This is a genomic window from Pseudomonas sp. AC136 (assembly GCF_979258585.1).
In genome coordinates, this window is sequence record NZ_OZ409865.1 from 1,247,185 (window position 1) to 1,268,549 (window position 21,365).

The 21,365-nt window shown below is 61.3% G+C and carries 16 protein-coding genes and 2 pseudogenes; 9 read left to right on the forward strand and 9 right to left on the reverse strand.

Annotated features, from left to right (window positions below; genetic code table 11):
• Positions 1-10: 10 nt before the first annotated feature.
• Genes ACZZZU_RS05615 through edd form a run of 3 tightly spaced genes read right to left on the reverse strand, consistent with a single transcriptional unit; the run spans position 11 to position 3,565 of the window.
• Positions 11-742, reverse strand: coding sequence for a response regulator transcription factor (locus ACZZZU_RS05615; RefSeq protein ID WP_122497762.1), 732 nt, complete (start codon positions 740-742; stop codon positions 11-13).
• Positions 743-779: 37 nt separating this feature from the next.
• The gene (locus ACZZZU_RS05620; protein WP_463550010.1) at positions 780-1,745 is read right to left on the reverse strand and encodes a glucokinase; all 966 of its coding nucleotides are present in this window, start codon (positions 1,743-1,745) and stop codon (positions 780-782) included.
• Entirely contained in the window at positions 1,742-3,565 is a 1,824-nt protein-coding gene (edd, locus tag ACZZZU_RS05625; protein WP_122497758.1) for a phosphogluconate dehydratase, read from the reverse strand. Before edd ends, ACZZZU_RS05620 begins: the two co-directional genes overlap by 4 nt.
• Positions 3,566-3,692: 127 nt before the next feature.
• On the opposite strand from edd, the gene gap reads away from it, so the two are divergent.
• Entirely contained in the window at positions 3,693-4,694 is a 1,002-nt protein-coding gene (gap, locus tag ACZZZU_RS05630; RefSeq protein WP_463550011.1) for a type I glyceraldehyde-3-phosphate dehydrogenase, read from the forward strand.
• Positions 4,695-4,925: 231 nt separating this feature from the next.
• Here gap and ACZZZU_RS05635 read toward each other — a convergent pair whose 3' ends face one another.
• The 4 genes and pseudogenes from ACZZZU_RS05635 to ACZZZU_RS05650 all read right to left on the reverse strand — a co-directional run bounded on the left by ACZZZU_RS05635 (position 4,926) and on the right by ACZZZU_RS05650 (position 8,182).
• Positions 4,926-5,513, reverse strand: a complete 588-nt coding sequence (locus tag ACZZZU_RS05635; protein WP_463550012.1) for a tRNA-uridine aminocarboxypropyltransferase — start codon at positions 5,511-5,513, stop codon at positions 4,926-4,928.
• 66 nt (positions 5,514-5,579) lie between these two features.
• Positions 5,580-6,545: pseudogene (locus ACZZZU_RS05640) on the reverse strand (methyl-accepting chemotaxis protein); the annotation flags it as partial.
• Positions 6,546-6,863: 318 nt separating this feature from the next.
• Positions 6,864-7,190, reverse strand: a pseudogene (locus ACZZZU_RS05645) (PAS domain-containing protein); the annotation flags it as partial.
• A 50-nt stretch (positions 7,191-7,240) separates the two neighbouring features.
• A complete protein-coding gene (locus ACZZZU_RS05650) occupies positions 7,241-8,182 on the reverse strand; it encodes a LysR family transcriptional regulator (protein WP_463550013.1) in 942 nt (313 codons plus the stop codon).
• 791 nt (positions 8,183-8,973) lie between these two features.
• Here ACZZZU_RS05650 and speB point away from each other — a divergent pair.
• From speB to ACZZZU_RS05690, 8 genes are all read left to right on the forward strand, one after another.
• The gene (gene speB / locus ACZZZU_RS05655; protein WP_463382384.1) at positions 8,974-9,933 is read left to right on the forward strand and encodes an agmatinase; all 960 of its coding nucleotides are present in this window, start codon (positions 8,974-8,976) and stop codon (positions 9,931-9,933) included.
• A complete protein-coding gene (locus ACZZZU_RS05660) occupies positions 9,930-10,328 on the forward strand; it encodes a nuclear transport factor 2 family protein (RefSeq protein ID WP_122497269.1) in 399 nt (132 codons plus the stop codon). The genes speB and ACZZZU_RS05660 overlap by 4 nt, the downstream gene beginning before the upstream one ends.
• A gap of 73 nt (positions 10,329-10,401) precedes the next feature.
• The gene (locus ACZZZU_RS05665; protein WP_463550014.1) at positions 10,402-11,913 is read left to right on the forward strand and encodes a purine-cytosine permease family protein; all 1,512 of its coding nucleotides are present in this window, start codon (positions 10,402-10,404) and stop codon (positions 11,911-11,913) included.
• Positions 11,914-12,145: 232 nt separating this feature from the next.
• Positions 12,146-12,961, forward strand: a complete 816-nt coding sequence (locus ACZZZU_RS05670) for a transporter substrate-binding domain-containing protein (protein ID WP_463550015.1) — start codon at positions 12,146-12,148, stop codon at positions 12,959-12,961.
• 210 nt (positions 12,962-13,171) lie between these two features.
• The gene (locus tag ACZZZU_RS05675) at positions 13,172-13,912 is read left to right on the forward strand and encodes an amino acid ABC transporter permease (protein WP_463550016.1); all 741 of its coding nucleotides are present in this window, start codon (positions 13,172-13,174) and stop codon (positions 13,910-13,912) included.
• 9 nt (positions 13,913-13,921) lie between these two features.
• Complete coding sequence (locus ACZZZU_RS05680) at positions 13,922-14,656, forward strand: amino acid ABC transporter ATP-binding protein (protein WP_463550017.1); 735 nt, start codon at positions 13,922-13,924, stop codon at positions 14,654-14,656.
• Positions 14,657-14,693: 37 nt separating this feature from the next.
• A complete protein-coding gene (locus tag ACZZZU_RS05685; protein WP_463550018.1) occupies positions 14,694-16,298 on the forward strand; it encodes a 5-guanidino-2-oxopentanoate decarboxylase in 1,605 nt (534 codons plus the stop codon).
• Positions 16,299-16,396: 98 nt separating this feature from the next.
• A complete protein-coding gene (locus ACZZZU_RS05690) occupies positions 16,397-17,122 on the forward strand; it encodes an MBL fold metallo-hydrolase (RefSeq protein ID WP_463382378.1) in 726 nt (241 codons plus the stop codon).
• Positions 17,123-17,271: 149 nt separating this feature from the next.
• On the opposite strand, the gene ACZZZU_RS05695 is transcribed toward ACZZZU_RS05690, so the two are convergent.
• Positions 17,272-19,656: an efflux RND transporter permease subunit gene (locus ACZZZU_RS05695; protein ID WP_163016702.1), complete on the reverse strand. Its 2,385-nt coding sequence runs from the start codon at positions 19,654-19,656 to the stop codon at positions 17,272-17,274.
• Positions 19,657-19,672: 16 nt separating this feature from the next.
• The gene (locus ACZZZU_RS05700; protein ID WP_463550019.1) at positions 19,673-20,767 is read right to left on the reverse strand and encodes a WD40/YVTN/BNR-like repeat-containing protein; all 1,095 of its coding nucleotides are present in this window, start codon (positions 20,765-20,767) and stop codon (positions 19,673-19,675) included.
• Between the last annotated feature and the right edge of the window lie 598 nt (positions 20,768-21,365).

The following is a 21,365-nucleotide window of genomic DNA, read 5'->3' on the forward strand; positions in this document are numbered from 1 at the left end:
CGGCGCCGGGTTAGGCAGCATTGTGCGGCGTCACGTTGGCCGCTAGAAGGTAGCCGGAACCGCGCACAGTACGAATCAGCCGCGGTGCCTTGCCGGTGTCGCGCAACCGTTGGCGCAAGCGGCTCACGGCCATGTCGACAATGCGATCGAGCGGCATCGGCTCGCGGCCACGGGTGGCGTTGCCGATGGTGTCGCGGTCGAGAATTTGTTGCGGATGGTCGAGGAATAGCTTGAGCAAGGCGAAGTCGGCGCCGGAGAGAAACACTTCTTCGCCGTCGAGGTGAAACAGGCGGTGGCTGATCATGTCCAGGCGCCACTCATCAAAGGCCAGCACCTCGACGCGGCTGCGTTCCTGGCCGAACTGGGCGCGGCGCAGCAGGGCTTTGATGCGCGCTTGCAGCTCGCGTGGGCTGAAGGGTTTGCCGAGGTAGTCGTCAGCGCCCAATTCGAGGCCAATCACGCGGTCGGCCTCGTCGGAGCTGGCGGTCAACATGATGATCGGCACCTGGGCCAGGCGCGGGTGTTGGCGCACCCAGCGGCACAGGCTGAAGCCGTCTTCGTCGGGCAGCATGACGTCGAGAATCAGCAGGTCGGCGCTCTCCTCCCCCAGCGCCGCGCGAAAGCCGGCGCCGTCAGCGACGGTGCGCACCTGGAAGCCGGCGCGGCTCAGGTAGGCTTCCAGCAGTTCGCGAATTTCCTGATCGTCATCCACTAACAGAATGGATTTTCCGGTCTGGCTCAAGGGGCCCGTCCTTTTCTGGTTTTTGTTTTCTAGACGTTTATTGCTGGCGTTCCAACAGCTGTTGCAGGGCGACACCCGCGCCCATCAAACCTGGGTACTCGGCGGTGACCAGCCATACCGGCACGTCGACCATGTATTTGCTCATCGGGCCTTTCTCGGCGAAGCAGCGGGCGAAACCGCTGCGCAAGAATAGCTCGGTGAAACGCGGCACGATGCCACCGACGATGTACACGCCACCACGCCCGCCAAGGCTCAGTACGTTGTTGCCGGCGACGCGGCCAAGCCATGAGCAAAACTGGTCGATCACCTGGCCCGCCACTTCGTCACCGGCCAGCGCCGCAGCGGTGATGTCGGCCGGCGATTGCAGGGTTTGCTGGTGGCCGTCGAGGGCGCACAGGGCGCGGTACAACAGCAGCAAACCGCCACCGCTCAACACGTCTTCGGCGCGAATATGGCCGTTCAGGCGATACAGCTCTTGCCACAGCTGCGCTTCGCGCGGCGAGCCAATCGGCAGGTCGACATGCCCGCCCTCGCCCGGCAAGGCTTGCCAACCTTCGGCGGCCGAACCAATCAAGGTGCCAACACCCAAACCGGTACCCGGCCCGACCACCACGGCTGGGCGGTCGGCTTCGGCGGTGCCGGGGCACACTTGCACGCGCTCGTGTTCTTCCAGGCGCGTCATGCCCAGGGCCATGGCGGAGAAATCGTTAATCAGCAGCAGGTCGTCCACTTGCAAGTCGCGGCAGAACGCCGAACGGCTCAGGCGCCAGTGGTTGTTGGTGAACACAAACACATCGCCACTCACCGGCCCGGCGCAGGCCAGGCACACCGCGTGCACAGCGCCCGGCGCCAGGCCGAGGCCGTCGAGGTAGGCGATGATGGCTTGCTCGACGCCGGGAAAATCGGCCGTGGCCAGAACCCGCACAGACTCCAGCTGGTTATCGCGCCACAACGCAAAGCGTGCATTGGTGCCGCCGATATCGCCGACCAGGGCTAACTTCATTTCAATCCTTCCAAACTGGTAGTAAAGGCACTGGCGCCTTGTTCGGCGGTGCTGAACGCGGCGCGCATAAAGGCAAACAACTCACGGCCGGTACCGAAGGCGACCGGCAGCCCTTGGGCATTTTCCCGCTGCGCCAGTTCCGCTTCGTTTACCAACACGCGCAATTCACCTTTGGTGCCGTCGACGCGAACGATATCGCCGTCACGCACGCGGGCCAGCGGACCACCGTCGAAGGCTTCCGGGCACACATGAATGGCGGCCGGGATCTTACCCGAGGCGCCCGACATCCGGCCATCGGTGACCAACGCCACTTTGAAACCACGGTCCTGCAATACGCCCAGGTACGGCGTCATTTTGTGCAGTTCGGGCATGCCGTTGCTGCGTGGGCCCTGGAAGCGCATCACGGCGACGAAATCGCGCTCCAGCTCGCCGGCCTGGAAGGCATCGGCCAGTTCTTGCTGATCGTGAAACACCCGGGCCGGCGCTTCGACAATCTGGTGCTCCAGCGCCACGGCCGACACTTTCATCACGCCACGGCCGAGGTTGCCTTCCATCACGCGCAAGCCGCCTTCGGGCGAGTACGGGTTGGCGAGCGGACGCAGAATGCTTTCGTCGAGGCTTTGGGTCGGGCCGTCGCGCCACACCAGTTTGCCGTCTTGCAGGAACGGCTCCTGGGTGTAGCGACGCAGGCCATGGCCGACCACGGTTTGCACGTCTTCATGCAGCAAGCCGCCGTCCAGCAGTTCGCGGATAAGGAACGCCATGCCGCCAGCGGCCTGGAAGTGGTTGATGTCGGATTTGCCGTTCGGGTAGACGTGGGCCATGGTCGGCACCACTTCGGAGAGGTCGGCCATGTCTTGCCAGGTCAGCAAGATGCCGGCCGCGCGGGCGATGGCTGGCATGTGCAAGGTGTGGTTGCTGGAGCCGCCGGTGGCGTGCAGGGCAACGATGGAGTTCACCAACACTTTTTCGTCGACCATTTCACCCATCATCAGTCGGTTGCCGGCCTGACTGGTAAGGCGCGTGACCTGCTGCGCCGCTTCGCGGGTCAGCGCATCACGCAGCGGCGTGTACGGGTTGACGAACGAGGCGCCGGGCAAGTGCAGGCCCATCACTTCCATCAGCAACTGGTTAGTGTTGGCGGTGCCATAAAAGGTGCAGGTGCCGGGGCCGTGGTAGGCCTTCATTTCCGATTCCAGCAGCTCGTCGCGGGTGGCTTTGCCTTCGGCGTAGCGCTGGCGAACTTCGGCTTTTTCCTTGTTCGACGAGCCGGTGGTCATCGGCCCGCCCGGCACGAAAATAATCGGCAAGTGGCCAAAGCGCAGCGCGCCCATCATTAAGCCCGGCACGATCTTGTCGCAGATACCCAGGCACAAGGCGGCGTCGAACATATTGTGAGACAGCGCCACCGCGGTAGACATGGCGATGGTTTCACGGCTGGCGATACCGATTTCCATGCCCGGCTCGCCTTGGGTCACGCCGTCACACATGGCCGGCACGCCGCCGGCAAATTGGCCGACCGAGCCGATATCGCGCAGGGCCTGTTTGATCTGGTCGGGGAAGTGCTCGTATGGCTGGTGCGCCGAGAGCATGTCGTTGTAGGCGGAGATGATCGCCACGTTTGCGGAGTCCATCAGGCGCAGGCGCTGTTTGTCCTCGCCGGTACACCCCGCCACGCCGTGGGCGAAGTTGGCGCACTGGTGCTTGGCCCGCGCCGGACCGTCTTCGGCAGCGGCGCGAATCATCTTCAAATAGTGCTCACGCGTGGCGCGGCTGCGGGCAATCAAACGCTCGGTAACTTCTACGACACGGGGATGCATATCATCGGCTCCAAACAGGCATAAATTTTATATAAAACAAAATATAGTCGGTAAAAATGGCTTGATTTATATATTACCGAGCATAATCTTGTAATTCCAACAACAAAAGACAAGATTCGGTGATTCCATGACACTGCGTATCGCAATCAACGGCTTCGGCCGTATCGGCCGCAACATTCTGCGCGCCCTTTACACCCAGGACTACCGCCAACAGCTGCAGGTAGTCGCGATCAACGACCTCGGCGACAGCGCCATCAACGCCCACCTGTTCAAGTACGACAGCGTGCACGGCATTTTCGACGGCACTGTTGAGGCACAAGCCGACGCACTGCTGGTGAACGGCGACCGCATTGCCGTCACCGCCATCCGCAACCCCGCCGAGCTGCCATGGCGCGAGCAACAGATCGACATCGTCTTTGAATGCACGGGCCTGTTCACCGACCGCGACAAAGCGGCCGCGCACCTCACGGCAGGTGCCGCCAAGGTGATTATCTCGGCCCCGGCCAAAGGCGCCGATGCCACCATCGTTTATGGCGTCAACCACGACACCTTGCGCCAGTCGCACCAGATCATCTCCAGCGCCTCGTGCACCACCAATTGCCTGGCGCCGATTGCGCAAGTGCTGCACCGCGAGCTGGGCATTGAAAACGGCCTGATGACCACGATTCACGCCTACACCAACGACCAGAACCTGTCCGACGTCTACCACAGCGACCCGTACCGCGCGCGCTCGGCCACCCAGTCGATGATCCCGACCAAAACCGGCGCCGCCGAAGCGGTCGGCCTGGTACTGCCGGAACTGGCGGGCAAGCTCACCGGCATGGCGGTGCGGGTGCCGGTTATCAACGTGTCGTTGGTGGACTTAACGGTAGAACTGAAACAGCAGACCAGCGCCGAAACCGTCAATGCGCTGATGCTGGAAGCCAGCAAGCAGTTGCCCATTCTCGGCTACAACACGCTGCCGCTGGTGTCGCACGACTTCAACCACAACCCGCTGTCGTCGATCTTCGACGCCAACCACACCAAAACCAACGGCAAGCTGCTCAAGGTGCTGGCCTGGTATGACAACGAGTGGGGCTTTTCCAACCGCATGCTCGATAACGCGCTGGCCTTGCGGGATGCGCCTTGAAGATCAACAGCATCGCGGCTCCCGCAGGCGCATTGCGTACGGTTTTTTGTAGGAGCCACCTTGGTGGCGAACCTTGCAATCGAAATTCTCGATCTTCGTTTGCAGGGTTCGCTAGCAAGCTAGCTCCTACGGGGCGGTGTGTTGGTCTGGAATGCGCTGTGCAGGTCCGGCCAATCGCGGCTGAAGCCGTTCCCACAAACAGCAACACAACCCGATCAGCCGCGATGCCTTTTATAGGTGATTGCGCTGGAACGTCTCTTCGCCCATCGCCGCAATCTGACCTTCAATCAGCGCCTCGAACGGCCTGAGCAATTCGCCAAAACGCAGCGGCGCCTCGACCATTTTTAGCGCCTGAACAACGGCCTCGATTGTCGATAAGGCCCCTTCCTTCGGCGCCTTGCGCAGCCGATATCGGGAAACCCCGCCTGCCGGCAAACACACCCGTGGCAACGCCGCCAGCAACGGATTCACGTGCAGCAGTTTGCTCGCCTTGCGCCAGGTGCCATCCGGCACAACAAGTTGAATCGGTACGTCTGCCGGGCCCGCTTCCAGCACCGTAGCGCCCTCGCCCGGAAACAACAGCACGCTGCGATAACCCGGCGGGTTGAGCAGTGTTTCCAGCTCGTCAAACCGCTCGCCCACGCACAGCTCGGCATTGCTCAGGCCGAGGGCGGCCAGGCGCGCCGTGTTGAGGGCGTGTTTGACTTCGCTGGGGTGCTGCAGAATCAGCACGCGGGTGCGGCTGTTGAGGCTGGGGATCAGCGCGCACAGGCAATGGCTGAGCGGACGCTGACAACGCGGGCATAACGGGCGGGACATGGGCACTCCTCTGGAGCGCGAAGTCTGCCACCCGATGGCAGTCGCTGCCATCGGGCTCGCCACTGATTATTTGTTAAAACGCTCGGCCAGGCTGTGCAGGTAATCGGCCATGTGTTCCAGGTCCTGGCTGATGACCACGCCTTCCTGCGCCTGCCCGGCACTGCGGTCGGAAAGCTGGGCGATGCGGGTGATTTGCTGGCTGATGTCTTCGGCCACGTGGCTTTGCTGCTCGGAAGCGGTCGCCATCTGCTGACTCATGCCGGTGATGCGCGTCACCGCCTGGCTGATGCCATCCAACGCCTGCTGAACGGCTTCCACGCTGTGCACGCTTTCGCGGGAAATCTCTTCGCCTTTGCTGGCGGTGGTTACCGCACGGTCGGCACCGCTGCGCAGCGAGGCGATGATGGCGTGAATCTGCTCGGTGGATTCTCGCGTACGTGAGGCCAGCGAACGCACCTCGTCTGCTACCACGGCAAAACCGCGCCCCTGCTCCCCGGCCCGCGCCGCTTCGATTGCAGCGTTCAGGGCCAGTAAGTTGGTTTGCTCGGCAATGGAGGTGATCACGTCGGCGACGCTGCCAATCGATTGTGTCGAGTCGGCGAGATCTTTCACCGCCTGGCCGATTTCGGTAACGGCATCCGCCATGTGCTTCATGGCGCCCAGACTGTCGTTGGCCAGACCGCGTCCCTGCTGCGCCAACTGATCCGCTTCCTGCGCGGCATTGGCGGTGCTGGCGACGTTGTGCGCCACCTCCTGAATGGTGGCGGCCATCTGGTTGATGGCGGTGGCCGACTGATCGGTTTCGCTGCGTTGCTGCTCGATCAGTTCGGCGTTGGAGTTCGATAACTTCGACGACTCCGCCGCGCGCAGTTTTACGCTGATGCCGGCATCTTCCAGGCGCGTGAGTGCGGTTTGCAGACGCGCCTCTTCGCTGATCATCGCCAGATCGAGCAAGCCCTGCGGGCCGGGGTTGTCGGAATAGGTCAGGGCCACCAGCTCGCTGGTAAAGGCTTTGGGGTGATCGGCCAGGGTATTGCGTACGTCTTGCCGTTTGCTGATGACCAGCCAGAGCGCCAGCAGCGCCATGACCACCATGGCCAATGCAGTTTTCGCCCAGCCTTTAAGCCACAGATCCCCGCCAAGAATAATCAGCGTGGCCAGAATCACCGGCCAGGAATTCACAATGTCCCGCGTCCAGTAGGCCAAGGCCGGCACCGGGCTCTTGCCGGCACGCAGGCGGGCGTAAAGTTTGTCTGCCCGCGCGACCTGCTCGCGGGTCGGCAACGAGCGCACCGACTCGTAACCGGCGATCTGGCCGTTCTCATACACCGGCGTGACGTAGGCGCTGACCCAATAGAAATCGCCATTTTTGGAGCGATTCTTCACCAGTCCCATCCACGGCTTGCCCTGCTTGATCACGTCCCACATGTGGCCGAACACCGCCGGCGGCATATCGGGGTGGCGCACCAGGTTGTGTGGCTGGCCGATCAGCTCTTCCCGGGTAAAACCGCTGAGCTCGACGAACGCGTCGTTGCAGTAGGTGATTTTGCTGTGCAAATCCGTCGTGGAAATAAGGCGCTCATGCTCGGAAAAGGTTCTTTCGCGCTGAGTAACAGGCAGGTTCTGGCGCATCGCGTTCATCCTTGTGGTGACGAGCATATAAACCCCTATGCCCATAAGGATTTAGGTGTAGCACAGCAATGGCCAGACGCCAGCAACGGCGGTACTTATAGCGCAGCTTTGGGTTGCGCAGCGGCAGGTAGCGCAGCGGCTGGGCGCGGTTGGCTGAGCTGGGTTTTCAGTAAATCGCGAAAGGTTTGCAACAACGGCTCGCGCGAACGCCCACGGCGGTAGGTCAGGGAAAACGGCGCCTGGTAACCAAACGTGGTGGGCAGCAGCGGACGCAGGCGTTTCTGGTCGACCCAGGCTTGCGCATAGTGCTCGGGCAGGTAGCCGATGTAAGCGCCCGACAGCACCAGAATCAGCTGCGCCTCCATACTTTCCACCGTCGCCGCGCTGTGTTTGAAACCGTGGCGCGCCAGTTCCGCCTGGCTCCAATAACTGCGCCCGACCATGCGCTGCTGAGTGATCAACTCTGGCGGAATGCGCCGCTCGCCAAACAGCGGATGACGGTCGCTGCAATACAGCCAGTGCTGCTCGCGGTATAGCGCCTGATAGAGCAAGCCGTTCATGCGCGTGGAAAAGGAACCGATCGCCAGGTCCAGGCGGTTTTCCAGCACGCCGAGCTGAAGTTCGTAAGGGCTGAGCACAGACAGATGCAAATGCACCGCCGGGTGTTCTTCGCTGTAAGTGCCGATGACCTCGGCGAATGGCAACGCGCGGTCGCTGACGGTGGAGTCGATCACCCCCAGATTGAGGGTGCCCCGCAGCTCGCCCTTGAGCGCGGCGGCGTAGCGCTCGAAGCCTTCCATCTCGCCGAGCAGGCGCAGGGTTTCCTGGAAGAACAGCTCGCCCTTGCTGGTCAGACTGAACCCACCGCGACCGCGATGGCACAGGCTCAGGCCCAGTTGGCCTTCGAGTTGGCTCATATAGGTGCTGATGGCCGAGGTGGAGAGATTGAGCTCCTGCTGCGCGGCGGCGAAGCCTTGATGGCGGACCACGCTGACGAAGATGCGCAGGAGTTTTAGGTCGGGAAGGACTTGGCTCAAAACAAACTCCAAACAAACTCAAATGCTCTGCTCCCCTCTCCCGCCTGCGGGAGAGGGGCCGGGGGTGAGGGCCGGGGCAAACACCGTTGTCTGCCGCCTCCCCTCACCCCAGCCCTCTCCCCGGAGGGGCGAGGGGGCAAAATTGTGCCAGCTTGTCACCCCTCTCCCGCCTGCGGGAGAGGGGCTGGGGGTGAGGGCCGGGGCAAACACCGTTGTCTGCCGCCTCCCCTCACCCCAGCCCTCTCCCCGGAGGGGCGAGGGGGCAAAATTGTGCCAGCTTGTCTCCCCTCTCCCGCTTGCGGGAGAGGGGCTGGGGGTGAGGGCCGGGGCAAACACCGTTGTCTGCCGCCTCCCCTCACCCCAGCCCTCTCCCCGGAGGGGCGAGGGGGCAAAATTGTGCCAGCTTGTCTCCCCTCTCCCGCTTGCGGGAGAGGGGCTGGGGGTGAGGGCCGGGGCAAACACCGTTGTCTGCCGCCTCCCCTCACCCCAGCCCTCTCCCCGGAGGGGCGAGGGGCAAAATTGTGCCAGCTGTCTCCCCTCGCCCGCTTGCGGGAGAGGGGCTGGGGGTGAGGGCCGGGGCCAACACCGATGTCTGCCGCTACCCCTCACCCCAACCCTCTCCCCGAAGGGGCGAGGGGGCCAGATGTACGTCGGGGCTGACCCAGTCTACCCACCCCAACTTAGTTTAGAAATCTCTGAACTAAGTATTTGCCTACACCGGATTTTTCTCCCGCCTACCCCTTGCGCAGAATCCGCCCACTATTAAAAACATAAGATCGTGAGGCCACCCCGTGGAAAAGACGCTTCATCAACCCCTGGGCGGTAACGAAATGCCGCGTTTCGGCGGCATCGCCACCATGATGCGCTTGCCGCATATCCAAACCGACGCCGAACTCAATGCCCTGGACGCCGCCTTCGTTGGCGTACCGCTGGACATCGGCACCTCCCTTCGCTCCGGCACCCGCTTCGGCCCCCGCGAAATTCGCGCCGAGTCGGTGATGATCCGCCCCTACAACATGGCCACCGGCGCCGCGCCGTTCGATTCGTTGAACGTGGCCGACATCGGCGACGTGGCGATCAATACGTTCAATCTGCTGGATGCCGTGCGCATCATCGAAGCCTCGTACGACAAGTTCGTCTCTCACGGCATTCTGCCGCTGACCCTGGGCGGCGATCACACCATCACCCTGCCGATTCTGCGGGCGCTGACCAAGAAGTACGGCAAGGTCGGCCTGGTGCACATCGATGCCCACGCCGACGTCAACGACCATATGTTTGGCGAGAAAATCGCCCACGGCACCACCTTCCGCCGCGCCGTGGAAGAAGGCCTGCTGGACTGCGACCGTGTGGTGCAGATCGGTTTGCGCGCACAGGGTTACACCGCTGAAGACTTCAACTGGAGCCGCAAGCAGGGCTTTCGTGTGGTGCAGGCCGAAGAGTGCTGGCACAAGTCACTGACGCCGCTGATGGCCGAAGTGCGTGAGAAAGTCGGCGGCGGCCCGGTGTACCTGAGTTTTGATATCGACGGCATCGACCCGGCCTGGGCGCCTGGCACCGGCACGCCGGAAATCGGCGGCTTGACCACTATTCAAGCCATCGAAATCATCCGCGGCTGCCAAGGGCTGGACCTGATTGGTTGTGACGTAGTTGAAGTGTCGCCACCCTACGACACCACCGGCAACACCTCGCTGCTGGGCGCCAACCTGCTGTACGAAATGCTCTGCGTATTGCCGGGAGTCAGCCACAAATGACCGTCGCGCTAAAAGAACAGCAAGTGCTCAATGCCGCCGAACGCCTGGTCGCCGCCTTCGCCCGCACCGACACGGCCGCTTACTTCGCCGCGTTCAGCGAAGACGCCAGTTTCGTCTTCCACACCTGGCCCACGCCGTTGTTGAGTCGCGCAGCGTACGAAGCCGTATGGGCCGACTGGCTGGCGGATGGCTTCGAGGTGCTGGAGTGCACCTCGAGCAAACCCTTCGTCAGCGTGCAGGGCGACGTGGCGATTTTCGTCCATGAGGTGCGCACGCAATTGCGCGTAGCCGGCAGCGAAAGCACCAGTTACGAGCGCGAGACCATTGTTTTCCGTGAGGTAGAAGCGGGCCGCTGGCTGGCCTGTCATGAGCATTTGTCGGCTGTACCGCAGTAACGCGTAACCACGCAAAACCATAAAAATAGAAGCCGGGCGCAGACGCTTAGTGCGTCTTTGCGGGGAGATAAAAATGAATAACAACAACGAAAAAACACTGACGACCATCGAAACCTTCGGCGTCGAACAGATCCCGGACAGCGAGCGCAGTGCCAAACCGCTGGACCTGTTCCGTATGATTTTCGGCGGCGCCAACACCTTCGCCACCGCCGTGCTCGGCAGTTTCCCCGTGCTGTTTGGCCTGTCGTTTCAGGCCGGCGTGTGGGCTATTTTGCTGGGCGTGCTGGTGGGCTCGGTGATCCTCGCGCCCATGGGCTTGTTTGGGGCGTTGAATGGCACCAATAACGCCGTGTCGTCGGGCGCGCACTTTGGTGTGCACGGGCGAATTGTCGGCTCGTTTCTGTCGCTGCTGACGGCCATCGCGTTCTTTTCGCTGTCGGTCTGGAGCTCGGGCGACGCGTTGATCGGCGGCGCAAAACGCCTGATCGGCCTGCCGGAAACCGACCTGACCCTGGGCCTGGCTTACGGCCTGTTTGCCCTCCTCGTGCTCACCGTGTGCATCTACGGCTTCCGCTTTCTGTTGTGGGTAAACAAGGTGGCGGTATGGAGCGCCAGCGTGCTGTTTCTGCTGGGCATCTTTGCTTTTTCCAGCACCTTCGACAGCGCCTACGCCGGCAGCGTGAACATGGGTACCGAAGGCTTCTGGGCGGCGTTTATCGGCGCGGCGCTGGTGGCCATGAGTAACCCGATTTCCTTCGGCGCCTTCCTCGGCGACTGGGCGCGCTACATCCCCAAGCACACCTCGAAAGGCCGGATCATGCTGGCGGTGGTGTTCGCCCAGCTGGCTACCTTGATTCCATTCCTGTTCGGCCTGGCAACCGCGACCATCGTTGCTGTGAAAGCGCCGGAGTACATCACCGCCAATAACTATGTCGGTGGCTTGCTGGCGGTATGCCCCACCTGGTTCTTCCTGCCGGTGTGCCTGATTGCGGTGATTGGCGGTATGTCCACCGGCACCACGTCGCTGTATGGCACCGGGCTGGATATGTCGAGCGTGTTCCCGCGTGTGCTGTCGCGGGTGAAGGCGACGCTGCTGATTGGCGTGCTGTCCATTGCCTTTATCTTCATCGGCCGCTTCGCCGCCAACCTGGTGCAGAGCGTGTCAACCTTCGCGGTGCTGATCATTACCTGCACCACGCCGTGGATGGTGATCATGATTCTGGGCCTGATCATTCGTCGTGGCGTTTATCACGCCGATGACCTGCAAGTGTTCACCCGTGGGCAAAAAGGTGGCAGCTATTGGTTCACCCACGGCTGGAACTGGCGCGGCATGGGCGCCTGGGTGCCAAGCGCGTTGATCGGTTTGTGCTTCGTCAACCTGCCGGGGCAGTTCGTCGGGCCGCTTGGCAATCTGGCCAATGGCATCGACGTGAGTTTGCCGGTGACGCTGGGCTTGGCGGCGGTGCTGTATCTGGTGCTGCTGGTTCTGTTCCCGGAACCGGCTGAGGTGTACGGGCCACAAGGGCCGCGCTGGATGCCGCTGGCAAAGAAGGCTGAAATGAAAGGCAACGCGGAAATCGCGTAGATCACAAACCCGTCCCCCGTCATTCCCCCCGTAGGAGGAAATCCAGGTGCACCTATTCATGGGCAATTCTGGATTCCCGCTTTCGCGGGAATGACGGTGGCAAGGATGAGATGGAAGTAGCTCCACCCGCTCCAAACGCTTTTGCATAACAACAAACGGCTCTACAGGCCCTCGCTGGCCTGATTCTTGAACTGCCAATAACAGATGCACTTAGCCTTTTAAGGAGTCACCCATGCGCACTCGTTCCATTGCCCTTCTCGGCCTGCTGGCCGCTGCCCTGAGCGCCACGCTGCACGCCGCCGACAGCAAACCTTCGTTTGTCAGCGGCGGCAGCTTCAATGTCTGCTCCGACCCCACCTTCCCGCCGCTGGAGTTCTTTGAGAAAACCGGCGACCGCGAGCCCAGCGGCTTCGATGCCGACCTGATCCGCGCCATGGCCAAGACCTGGGGCGTGCCGGCGCGCTTTATCGTCACCGAATTCACCGGCTTGCTGCCGGGCCTGGAATCCAAACGCTGCGACGTGGTCATCAGCGGTGCGTTGATCACGCCTGAGCGCACGCAAAAGCTCAATGCAGTGCCGTATCTGTCCAGCGCCACCATCGTGTTTGGCAGCGGCAAGGGCGACCTCACCCTGAGCAAGCTGGAAGACCTCTCCGGCAAAGTGGTGGCCGTGCAATCGGGCACGCGTTACGTGGCAATCATGGAAAAGCTCAACACTGAACTCAAAGCCGCCGGCAAACCGGCCGCCACCCTTCAGACCTACCCCAAGGGCAGCGACGTGGCCCAGCAAGTGCTGGTCGGCCGCGCCAGCGCCGGGTTGTCGCAAGACACCGAACTGGCCTACCGCGAACTGCAAACGCCGGGGCAATTCAAAACGCTCTATACCTTCCCGGAGAAGGATGTATTTGGCGCGTATCTGGTGAAAGACGAAGCCAACACCAAAGCCGTGGCGGCGGCGATCAAGTCGCTGAAAGACGACGGCACGCTGAAAGCGCTCAGCGAGAAGTGGAAGCTCGATCCGGTGAATGTGGAAGGTGCGGGGGAGTAAGTTCAACTATTTGCGGCGCCCACTCCCCTCACCCCCGCCCTCTCCCCGGAGGGGCGAGGAAGCCAATCGCGGTTCGCTGCGATAACACCGTTTAGCTCCCCTCGCCCGTTTACGGGAGAGGGGCTGGGGGTGAGGGCTGGGCCCACCACCGTTGGCGGCTGATCAACGAAACCGCCGCGTTTTTCCCACCGCCTCAAAGGGGATACCCCCATGCAATTCGACGTCGCCGTCTTCTGGGACGCGCTGTTTTCTTACCCCTTTTTCAAGGGCGCGTGCATTACCTTGCTGCTCGCCCTGCTCGCCCATTCGGTCGGCATCGCCCTGTCGATTCCCGCCGCGCTGGCGCTGGACGGCCCGCCCAATCCGCTGCGTCTGTTGCTGCGCGGTGTACTCAGTGTATTTCGCGGGGCGCCGACGCTGTTGCAGTTGCTGTTCGTGTGGAACGCGCTGCCGCAGTTCTTTCCGATTTTTCGCGAGACCTGGTTCACCCCGTTCTTCGCCGCCTGGATCGCCCTGAGCCTGAATGAAATGGCTTACCAGGCCGAAATCAACCGCGCCGCCTTGAAGGCGCTGGACAAAGGTCAGCACGCCGCCGGCCACGCGCTGGGCTTGTCGGGATGGCAGATTTTCCGCTACGTCACGCTGCCGCAAGCGGCGCGTATCGCCATTCCGCCGACGGCGAACGAGTTCATCACGTTGCTGAAAATCACCTCGCTGGCCTCGGTGATTTCGCTGCAAGAGTTGATGGCCGTGACCTCGCAAACCGTGTCCACGACTTTTCAGTTTTCCGAGTACTACGCGGTGGCGTTGGTGTACTACCTGGTCATGGTTTACACCCTGACCTGGCTGCAAGGCCGCCTGGAGCGGCGTTTGTCGTGGGATCAGGTCAGCCCCGCCGCGAAGAACGTCGGCCTGGTGCAACGCACCCTTGCGCGTATGCGCCGCATCTGAGGAATTGTGATGACCACCGAGATCATTCGGCTCGAGAACGTCGGCAAGCGCTACGACGATTTTCAGGTGTTGCAGGGCATCAACCTGTCCGTGCGCCAGGGCGAGAAAATCGTGATTTGCGGGCCATCAGGCTCGGGCAAGTCGACGCTGATTCGCTGCATCAACCGCCTTTCGCCCCACGACACCGGCACCATCACCGTGGAAAACCAGGACGTGGCCAGCAAACAAGGCAGCGCCAATGTGCGCCGCGAAGTGGGCATGGTGTTTCAGAACTTCAACCTGTTCCCCCATCTGACCGTGCTGGAAAACTGCACCCTGGCGCCGATGAAAGTGCGCGGCATTGCGCGTGCCCAGGCCGAGGAACAAGCGCTGCGTTACCTCAACCGCGTGCACATCGGCAGCCAGGCGCAGAAGAAGCCCGGCCAACTGTCTGGCGGCCAACAGCAACGCGTGGCCATTGCCCGGGCGCTGTGCATGAACCCGAAGGTGATGCTGTTCGACGAGCCCACTTCGGCGCTCGACCCGGAAATGGTCGGCGAGGTGTTGGACGTGATGACCGAGCTGGCGCTTGAAGGCATGACCATGCTGTGCGTGACCCACGAGATGGGTTTTGCCCGCAAGGTCGCCGACCGTGTGGTGTTTATGGACGCCGGACAAATTGTCGAAACCGGCGCGCCGACCGAGTTCTTCGAGCAGCCCAAGCACCCGCGCCTGCAAGCCTTTCTGTCGCAGATCAGCCATTGACGGCCCTGTTGCCCTCCTCGCCTCTAAGGACTGCCCGATGAGCACCTGCGGTGAATTTCTGCTGAAGCAACTGGACGCCTGGGGCGTCGACACCGTGTTCGGTATTCCCGGTGTGCACACGGTGGAGCTGTACCGCGGCTTGCCCGCCACGGCCCTGCGCCACATCACGCCGCGCCACGAACAAGGCGCGGGCTTTATGGCCGACGGTTACGCGCGGGTCACCGGTAAACCTGGGGTGTGTTTCATCATCACCGGGCCGGGCATGACCAACATTCTCACCGCCATGGCGCAGGCCTATGGCGACTCGATTCCGATGCTGGTGATTTCCAGCGTCAACGAGCGTTCGCGCCTGGGCACTGGCAATGGCTACCTGCACGAACTGCCCGACCAACGCGGGCTGACCGCTGGCGTCACCGCGTTCAGCCATACCGTGCTCAGCGTCGACGAATTGCCCGAGGTGCTGGCCCGCGCCTTCGCCGTGTTCGACAGCGAACGCCCGCGCCCGGTGCACATCGAGCTGCCGCTAGACATCATCACCGCGCCGGCCGCCCACCTGGCCGTTCAGCCGCGCGAACGCTCAAGCCGACCCGAGCCTTCTGCCGAACTGATCAAACAGGCTGCCGCGAAACTGCACGGCGCAAAAAGGCCGCTGCTGTTGCTCGGCGGCGGCTGCCTTGAGGCGGCCGACGTCGCCTCGCAACTGGCCACCGCTCTGGATGCGCCGACCGCGCTCACCATCAATGCCAAAGGCTTATTGCCCGCTGAGCATTTGCTGCTGATCGGTAGCAACCAGTCACTGGTGCCGGTGCGCGAAATGGCCGCCGATGCGGACGTGATTCTGGCCATCGGCACGGAGCTGGGCGAAACCGATTACGACGTGGTGTTCGACGGCGGCTTTGCCTTGAATGGCGAGCTGATCCGCATCGACATCGACGCCCAGCAATTGCAGCGCAACCACGCGCCGACGCTGGCGATTCAAAGCGATGCGCGCGCGGCCATAGTCGCCCTGCTGGCCGAGCTGCCGGGCCGCACCGGCGATGCCGGCAGCCCTGGCGCTCAGCGTGCCGCCGCCGTGCGCGCGCAATTGGCTGAAGGGTTTAGCGGCTGGGCGCATTACCGCAATCTGTTCGCCACCGTGCTCGGCGTGTTGCCGACGGCGCGCTTTGTCGGAGATTCCACGCAAACCGTGTACAGCGGCAATCATCTGGTCGATCTGAACACCCCGCGCCGCTGGTTCAACTCCTCCACCGGCTACGGCACCCTCGGCTACGCCCTGCCCGCCGCCATCGGCGCAAAACTGGCCGAACCGCAGACACCGGTTGTTTGCCTGATTGGTGATGGTGGGCTGCAATTCAGCCTGCCGGAACTGGCCAGCGCGGTGGAGGCCAAGGTTGGCATCGTGATCTTGCTGTGGAACAACTATGGTTACGGCGAGATCAAGGGCTACATGGAGCGCCGGGGTATTGAGCCGATTGGGGTGGATATTTACACGCCGGACTTTATTGCCATTGCGCGGGGGTTTGGGTGTGTGGCGGAGCGTGCGGTGGATTTGGGGCATTTGGCTAGGTTGTTGGAGACGGCGCCGGGTGACCGGCCGTTTGTGATTGAGATTGTTCAGGCAGCGCCGTTTACTCCCGCATAACACCTTACTGTGGGAGCGACTTTAGTCGCGATGCTTTCAAAAGCATCGCGACTAAAGTCGCTCCCACAGGACAACATATCCGCAAGAATGTGCCCCTCATGAAAATCGTCACCCGCGACAAATGGTTCGAAGTCCGCCACTGCTACGACGGCATCAGCCTTATCCACGAGCCCTACATCCGCCCGTTCTACCGCTGCAACCTCTGGCATATCCAGGGCCGCGATAAAGACGTGCTGCTCGACAGCGGCTCCGGCCTGGTTAGCCTGCGCGAGCAGCTGCCGTGGCTCACGGAAAAGCCGCTGCTGGCCGTGGCCAGTCATTGCCATTTCGACCATATCGCCGGCCACCACGAATTCAGCGAGCGCCTGGTGCACCCGGCCGAGGCAGACATTCTCGCGCACCCCGATGGCGCTAATACCTTGAGCACGGCATTCGTTGGCGATGACATGTTCGACGCCCACCCGGATTGCCCGCTGTGCTACGCCGAGTACCAGGTAAAAGCGGCGCCGGCGACCGGGTTTGTCGAAGATGGCGATGTGCTGGACCTGGGCAACCGCGTGTTGCAGGTGCTGCACACGCCGGGTCATTCGCCGGGCGGCATCAGCCTGTGGGAAGCCAGCACCGAAACGCTGTTCAGCGGCGACATCATCTACGACGGCCCGCTGATCGAAGACGCCTACCACTCCAACCTCGACGACTACGCCGCCAGCCTCGAACGCTTGCGGCGGCTGCCCGTGCGCACGGTGCATGGCGGGCATTTCGACAGTTTTTCCGGCGAGCGTTTGCGCGGGATGATTGATGAGTGGTTGAAGGGGCACGGCTGAGCGGGAAGATCAAAAACTCGCGGCTAAAGCCGCTCCCACAGTCGGTGCAGTCCTGTAGGAGCGGCTTTAGCCGCGATTCCAGGAAACGACGTTTCAGGCATAAAAAAACCGCAGCCCAGGCTGCGGTTTTTTTGTTGCTCACCCGGGCCTTAGTGGGCCAGCAGCGAGCCGCCTTTCTTGCCTGCCAGCTTCTCAGGCTTGATGAGGAAGCGTGCCAGCGCTGGCAACAGCCACAGCGCGCCGAACATGTTCCACAGCAGCATAAAGGTCAGCATCAGGCCCATGTCGGCCTGGAACTTGATGGCCGAGAAAATCCAGGTGCACACGCCGATGGCTAGGCACAAACCGGTGAACAGTACCGCTTTACCGGTGGATTTCAGGGTCTGGTAATAGGCTTCTTGCAGCGGCATGCCGGCGCGCAGGAAGCTTTCCAGTCGGCTGTAGATATAGATGCCGTAGTCGACACCAATACCCACACCCAGCGCGATCACCGGCAACGTCGCCACCTTCACACCAATGCCCAGGAAGGTCATCAGCGCGTTACCCAACACCGAGGTGAGGATCAGCGGCAGCACGATGCACAAGGTAGCCGCGAACGAGCGGAAGGTGATCAGGCACATGGTGGCCACGCAGATGTACACCAGGATCAGAATGGTGAACTCGGTTTCCTTGATCACTTCGTTGGTCGCCGCTTCGATACCGGCGTTACCGGCAGCGAGCAGGAACTGCAGGTTCTCGTTGTCGTGTTCCTTGGCGAAGGCTTTCACCGCGTTAACCGCACGGTCGAGGGTTTCGGCTTTGTGGTCGTTGAGGAACACCAGCACCGGGGCCAGCGAGCAGTCGTTGTTGAACAAGCCATCAGCGCGGGCGATGGAGTTGTTCAGCACGTCTTTGTTGCGCGACAGGGTTTCCCATTTCAGGTTGCCCTCGTTCATGCCCTTGATCATCTGCTTGGAGACGGTAACCAGGGAGATGGCCGATTGCACACCTTCGGTGTTGCTCATGGTCCACATCAGCTCATCGATGGGCTGCATGGTTTCGTGAATCGAGCAGCCTTCAGGCTTGCTCTTGACCATGACCACCAACACGTCCGAACTGGTCGAATAGTTGTTGATAATGAAGGCGTTGTCCTGGTTGTAGCGCGAGTCCGGACGCAGCTCCGGCGCACCTTGGTCAAGGTCACCGATTTTCAGACCGTGGCCGTACCACAAGCCGCCACCAAAGGCTGCCAGGGCGATAACCACGGAAATCGGTGCCACCACCGGGTGAGCGAAGTTGGACAGCAGGCGCCAGAACGGGTGTTCACGCACGGCGTCTTTCTTGCTGCGCTCGATGGCCTTTTTGCTGATGCCGACATACGAGATGGCAACCGGCAGCAGGATCAGGTTGGTGAACACGATCACGCCCACACCGATGGACGCGCCAATGGCCAGCTCGCGGATCACGCCGATGTCGATAATCAGCAGCGTGATAAAACCCACGGCGTCGGCCAGAATCGCGATGGCGCCCGGCAGGAACAGTTGGCGGAAGGTCAGGCGCGCAGCGGTCAGCGGGCTATCGGCTTCACTCGATTGCAGGGCGATACCGTTAATTTTCTGTACGCCGTGGGAAATACCGATGGCGAAAATCAGGAACGGCACGAGCATCGAGTAAGGGTCCAGACCGAACCCTACGGTGTGCATCAGGCCCAGTTGCCACACCACGGCAATCAAGGTGGTGAACAGCACGGCGATGGTGCTGCGGATGCAGCGGGTGAACCACATCAGCAAGACGAGGGTGATCAGGAACGCGATGGCAAAGAACGCCACCACCATCACCAGGCCGTCGATAAGGTCGCCGACTTTCTTGGCGAAACCGACGATGTGAATTTCCACGTTCGGGTTTTGCGCTTCGTACTTGTCGCGAATCTTCGCTTCCAGTTCGTGGGAGAACTGGCGGTAGTCGAGTTTCAGCAAGGTGCCTTGGTCTTGCGGGTCCGGGTAGGACTCCAGCAACGGCACATCGACAATGCTCGACTTGAAGTTGTTCGCCACTAGGCGGCCGATCTGGCCCGACTTGAGCACGTTGTTGCGCAGCTCGTCGAGGCTGTCTGGCGAGCCGTCGTAGGTTTGCGGAATCACTTCGCCGCCGGCGAAGCCTTCTTCGGTCACTTCGGTCCAGCGAACGCTCGGGCTCCACAGCGACTTCAGACCGGAACGGTCGACGCCTGGAATGTAGAACACCTCGTCGTTCACCTGACGCAGGGTTTCCATGTATTCCTTGCTGAAGATATCGCCATCTTTGGCTTCCACCGAGATACGCACGGTGTTGCCCAGGTTGGCCAGATCATTGCGGTGCTCGAGCATCTTCTGAATGAACGGATGCTGCAGCGGAATCATCTTTTCGAAGCTGGTGGACGGGCGCACTTGCAAGGCTTGGTAGCACAGGAAGACGCTGACCAGCAGACAGATGAGGATCACTGTCGGCCGGTTGTTGAAGATCAGGCGCTCGAGAAAGGAGCCCTTATCCTGATGATGGTTACTCATCGTACTCATACCTCAAAGCCACGGCTTATTGTTTTGGGCTAGCGTCTTCACCGGTGGGCGAAGTGACATGGACGCCACCTTGACCGACCAACACCAGATCACCTTTGTCGTCAGCTGCAACGCTGGACAAGGACAAGCGATCCGGACGGTTGATCAGGCTGAAGGTCAGGCCGTTATCGGTGCTTTTCAGTACGCTGCCGCCGTGCCCGACGATGACCACAGAGCCATCTTTAAGCAGTGCGCCGCCAGACAAACCGAAGTCGAGTTTGCCGCGAGGCGACTTGACCTTGATGGGTGTCCAGGTGGTGCCGAAGTCGGTGGAGCGGAACAGGTTGCCGCGCAGGCCATAGGCCAGAAGCGTGCCGGGCTCATTGGTGCCGATCACACCAAACAGCGAACCTTCATACGGGCCCTCGAGGGTTTCCCAGGTTTCGCCGTCGTCGGCACTTCTAAACATGCTGCCCATTTCACCGACGGCAAACAGGCCCGAGCCTTTGACTTCGGTGATGGCATTGATGTGGTAACCGTCGGGGTTGTCGAGACGGTCGCCGGCATCTTCCCAGTTCTTGCCGCCGTCGGTGGTGGCGAACAACGCGCCATACGCACCAACCGCAAAACCGATGGAAGCATCTTTGAACCAGACGTCGAGGAAAGGCGCGCCCTCCTCCCGTTCCTGGTCGCTGAATTGTTGGTTCCAGGTGGTGCCACCGTCTTCGGTAGCGAGGATCAGTGCGTCGTGACCAACCGCCCAACCGTGTTTGTCGTCACCGAACGCCACCGCTGTGAGCATCATCCGGGTTGGCACTTTGGCCTGCACCCAGGTTTTGCCTTCATCGTCGGAATACAGAATGTGGCCACGGTCACCCACAGCGACCAGGCGTTTGCCGGCGTTGTCGATGTCGAGCAACAGAGAGTCTGCAGCTTTGGCGGATGGGATTGAGTAGACGGTCGCCGAGTCTTCGGTCGCCGCGTGCACATTGAAGGGTGCAACAAAACTCAGAACGGACAACACACTACACAGCGAAAGCACGTTAGCCAGCGGCGAGTGGAAGCGGAACGCTGGTGTGCGCAACTTCTTAGCCTCACCAGACTGGGTGCGCCGCATGACGGGCTCACTCATACACCTTTCCCCTTTATTGTTATGGGATATCAGCCTTTTTGCAGGCCGCCTATCCTATCCAGCTTTCGAAAGGTCTGACAATCAACGTGACGTTATGTTTTGTTAAGGCAAACCCGCGTGATTGACGCGTTATAGGCACCTCTGATGCATCGGAATAGATACCCCTGATGCACAAAAGCCGCTACGACTGTAGCGGCCTTTGCCGAACACTACACAACCTGAGTTGTGTTGCCTATGGTCTTGTAGGAACGAACCCTGAACTCTGTGGGAGCGGCTTTAGCCGCGATGCTTTTTTACCTCGAGAGCATCGCGGCTAAAGCCGCTCCTACACCATCAAAAGCTCGAAACCTCGAAACCTGTGGGAGCCGACTTCAGTCGCGATGCTTTTTTGCGTCAAGAGCATCGCGGCTAAAGCCGCTCCTACACCATCAAAAGCTCGAAACCTCGAACCCTGTGGGAGCGACTTCAGTCGCGATGCTTTTTTGCATCAAGAGATCGCGGCTAAAGCCGCTCCCACACCATCAAAAGCTCGAAACCTCGAACCCTGTGGGAGCGACTTCAGTCGCGATGCTTTTTTGCATCAAGAGCATCGCGGCTA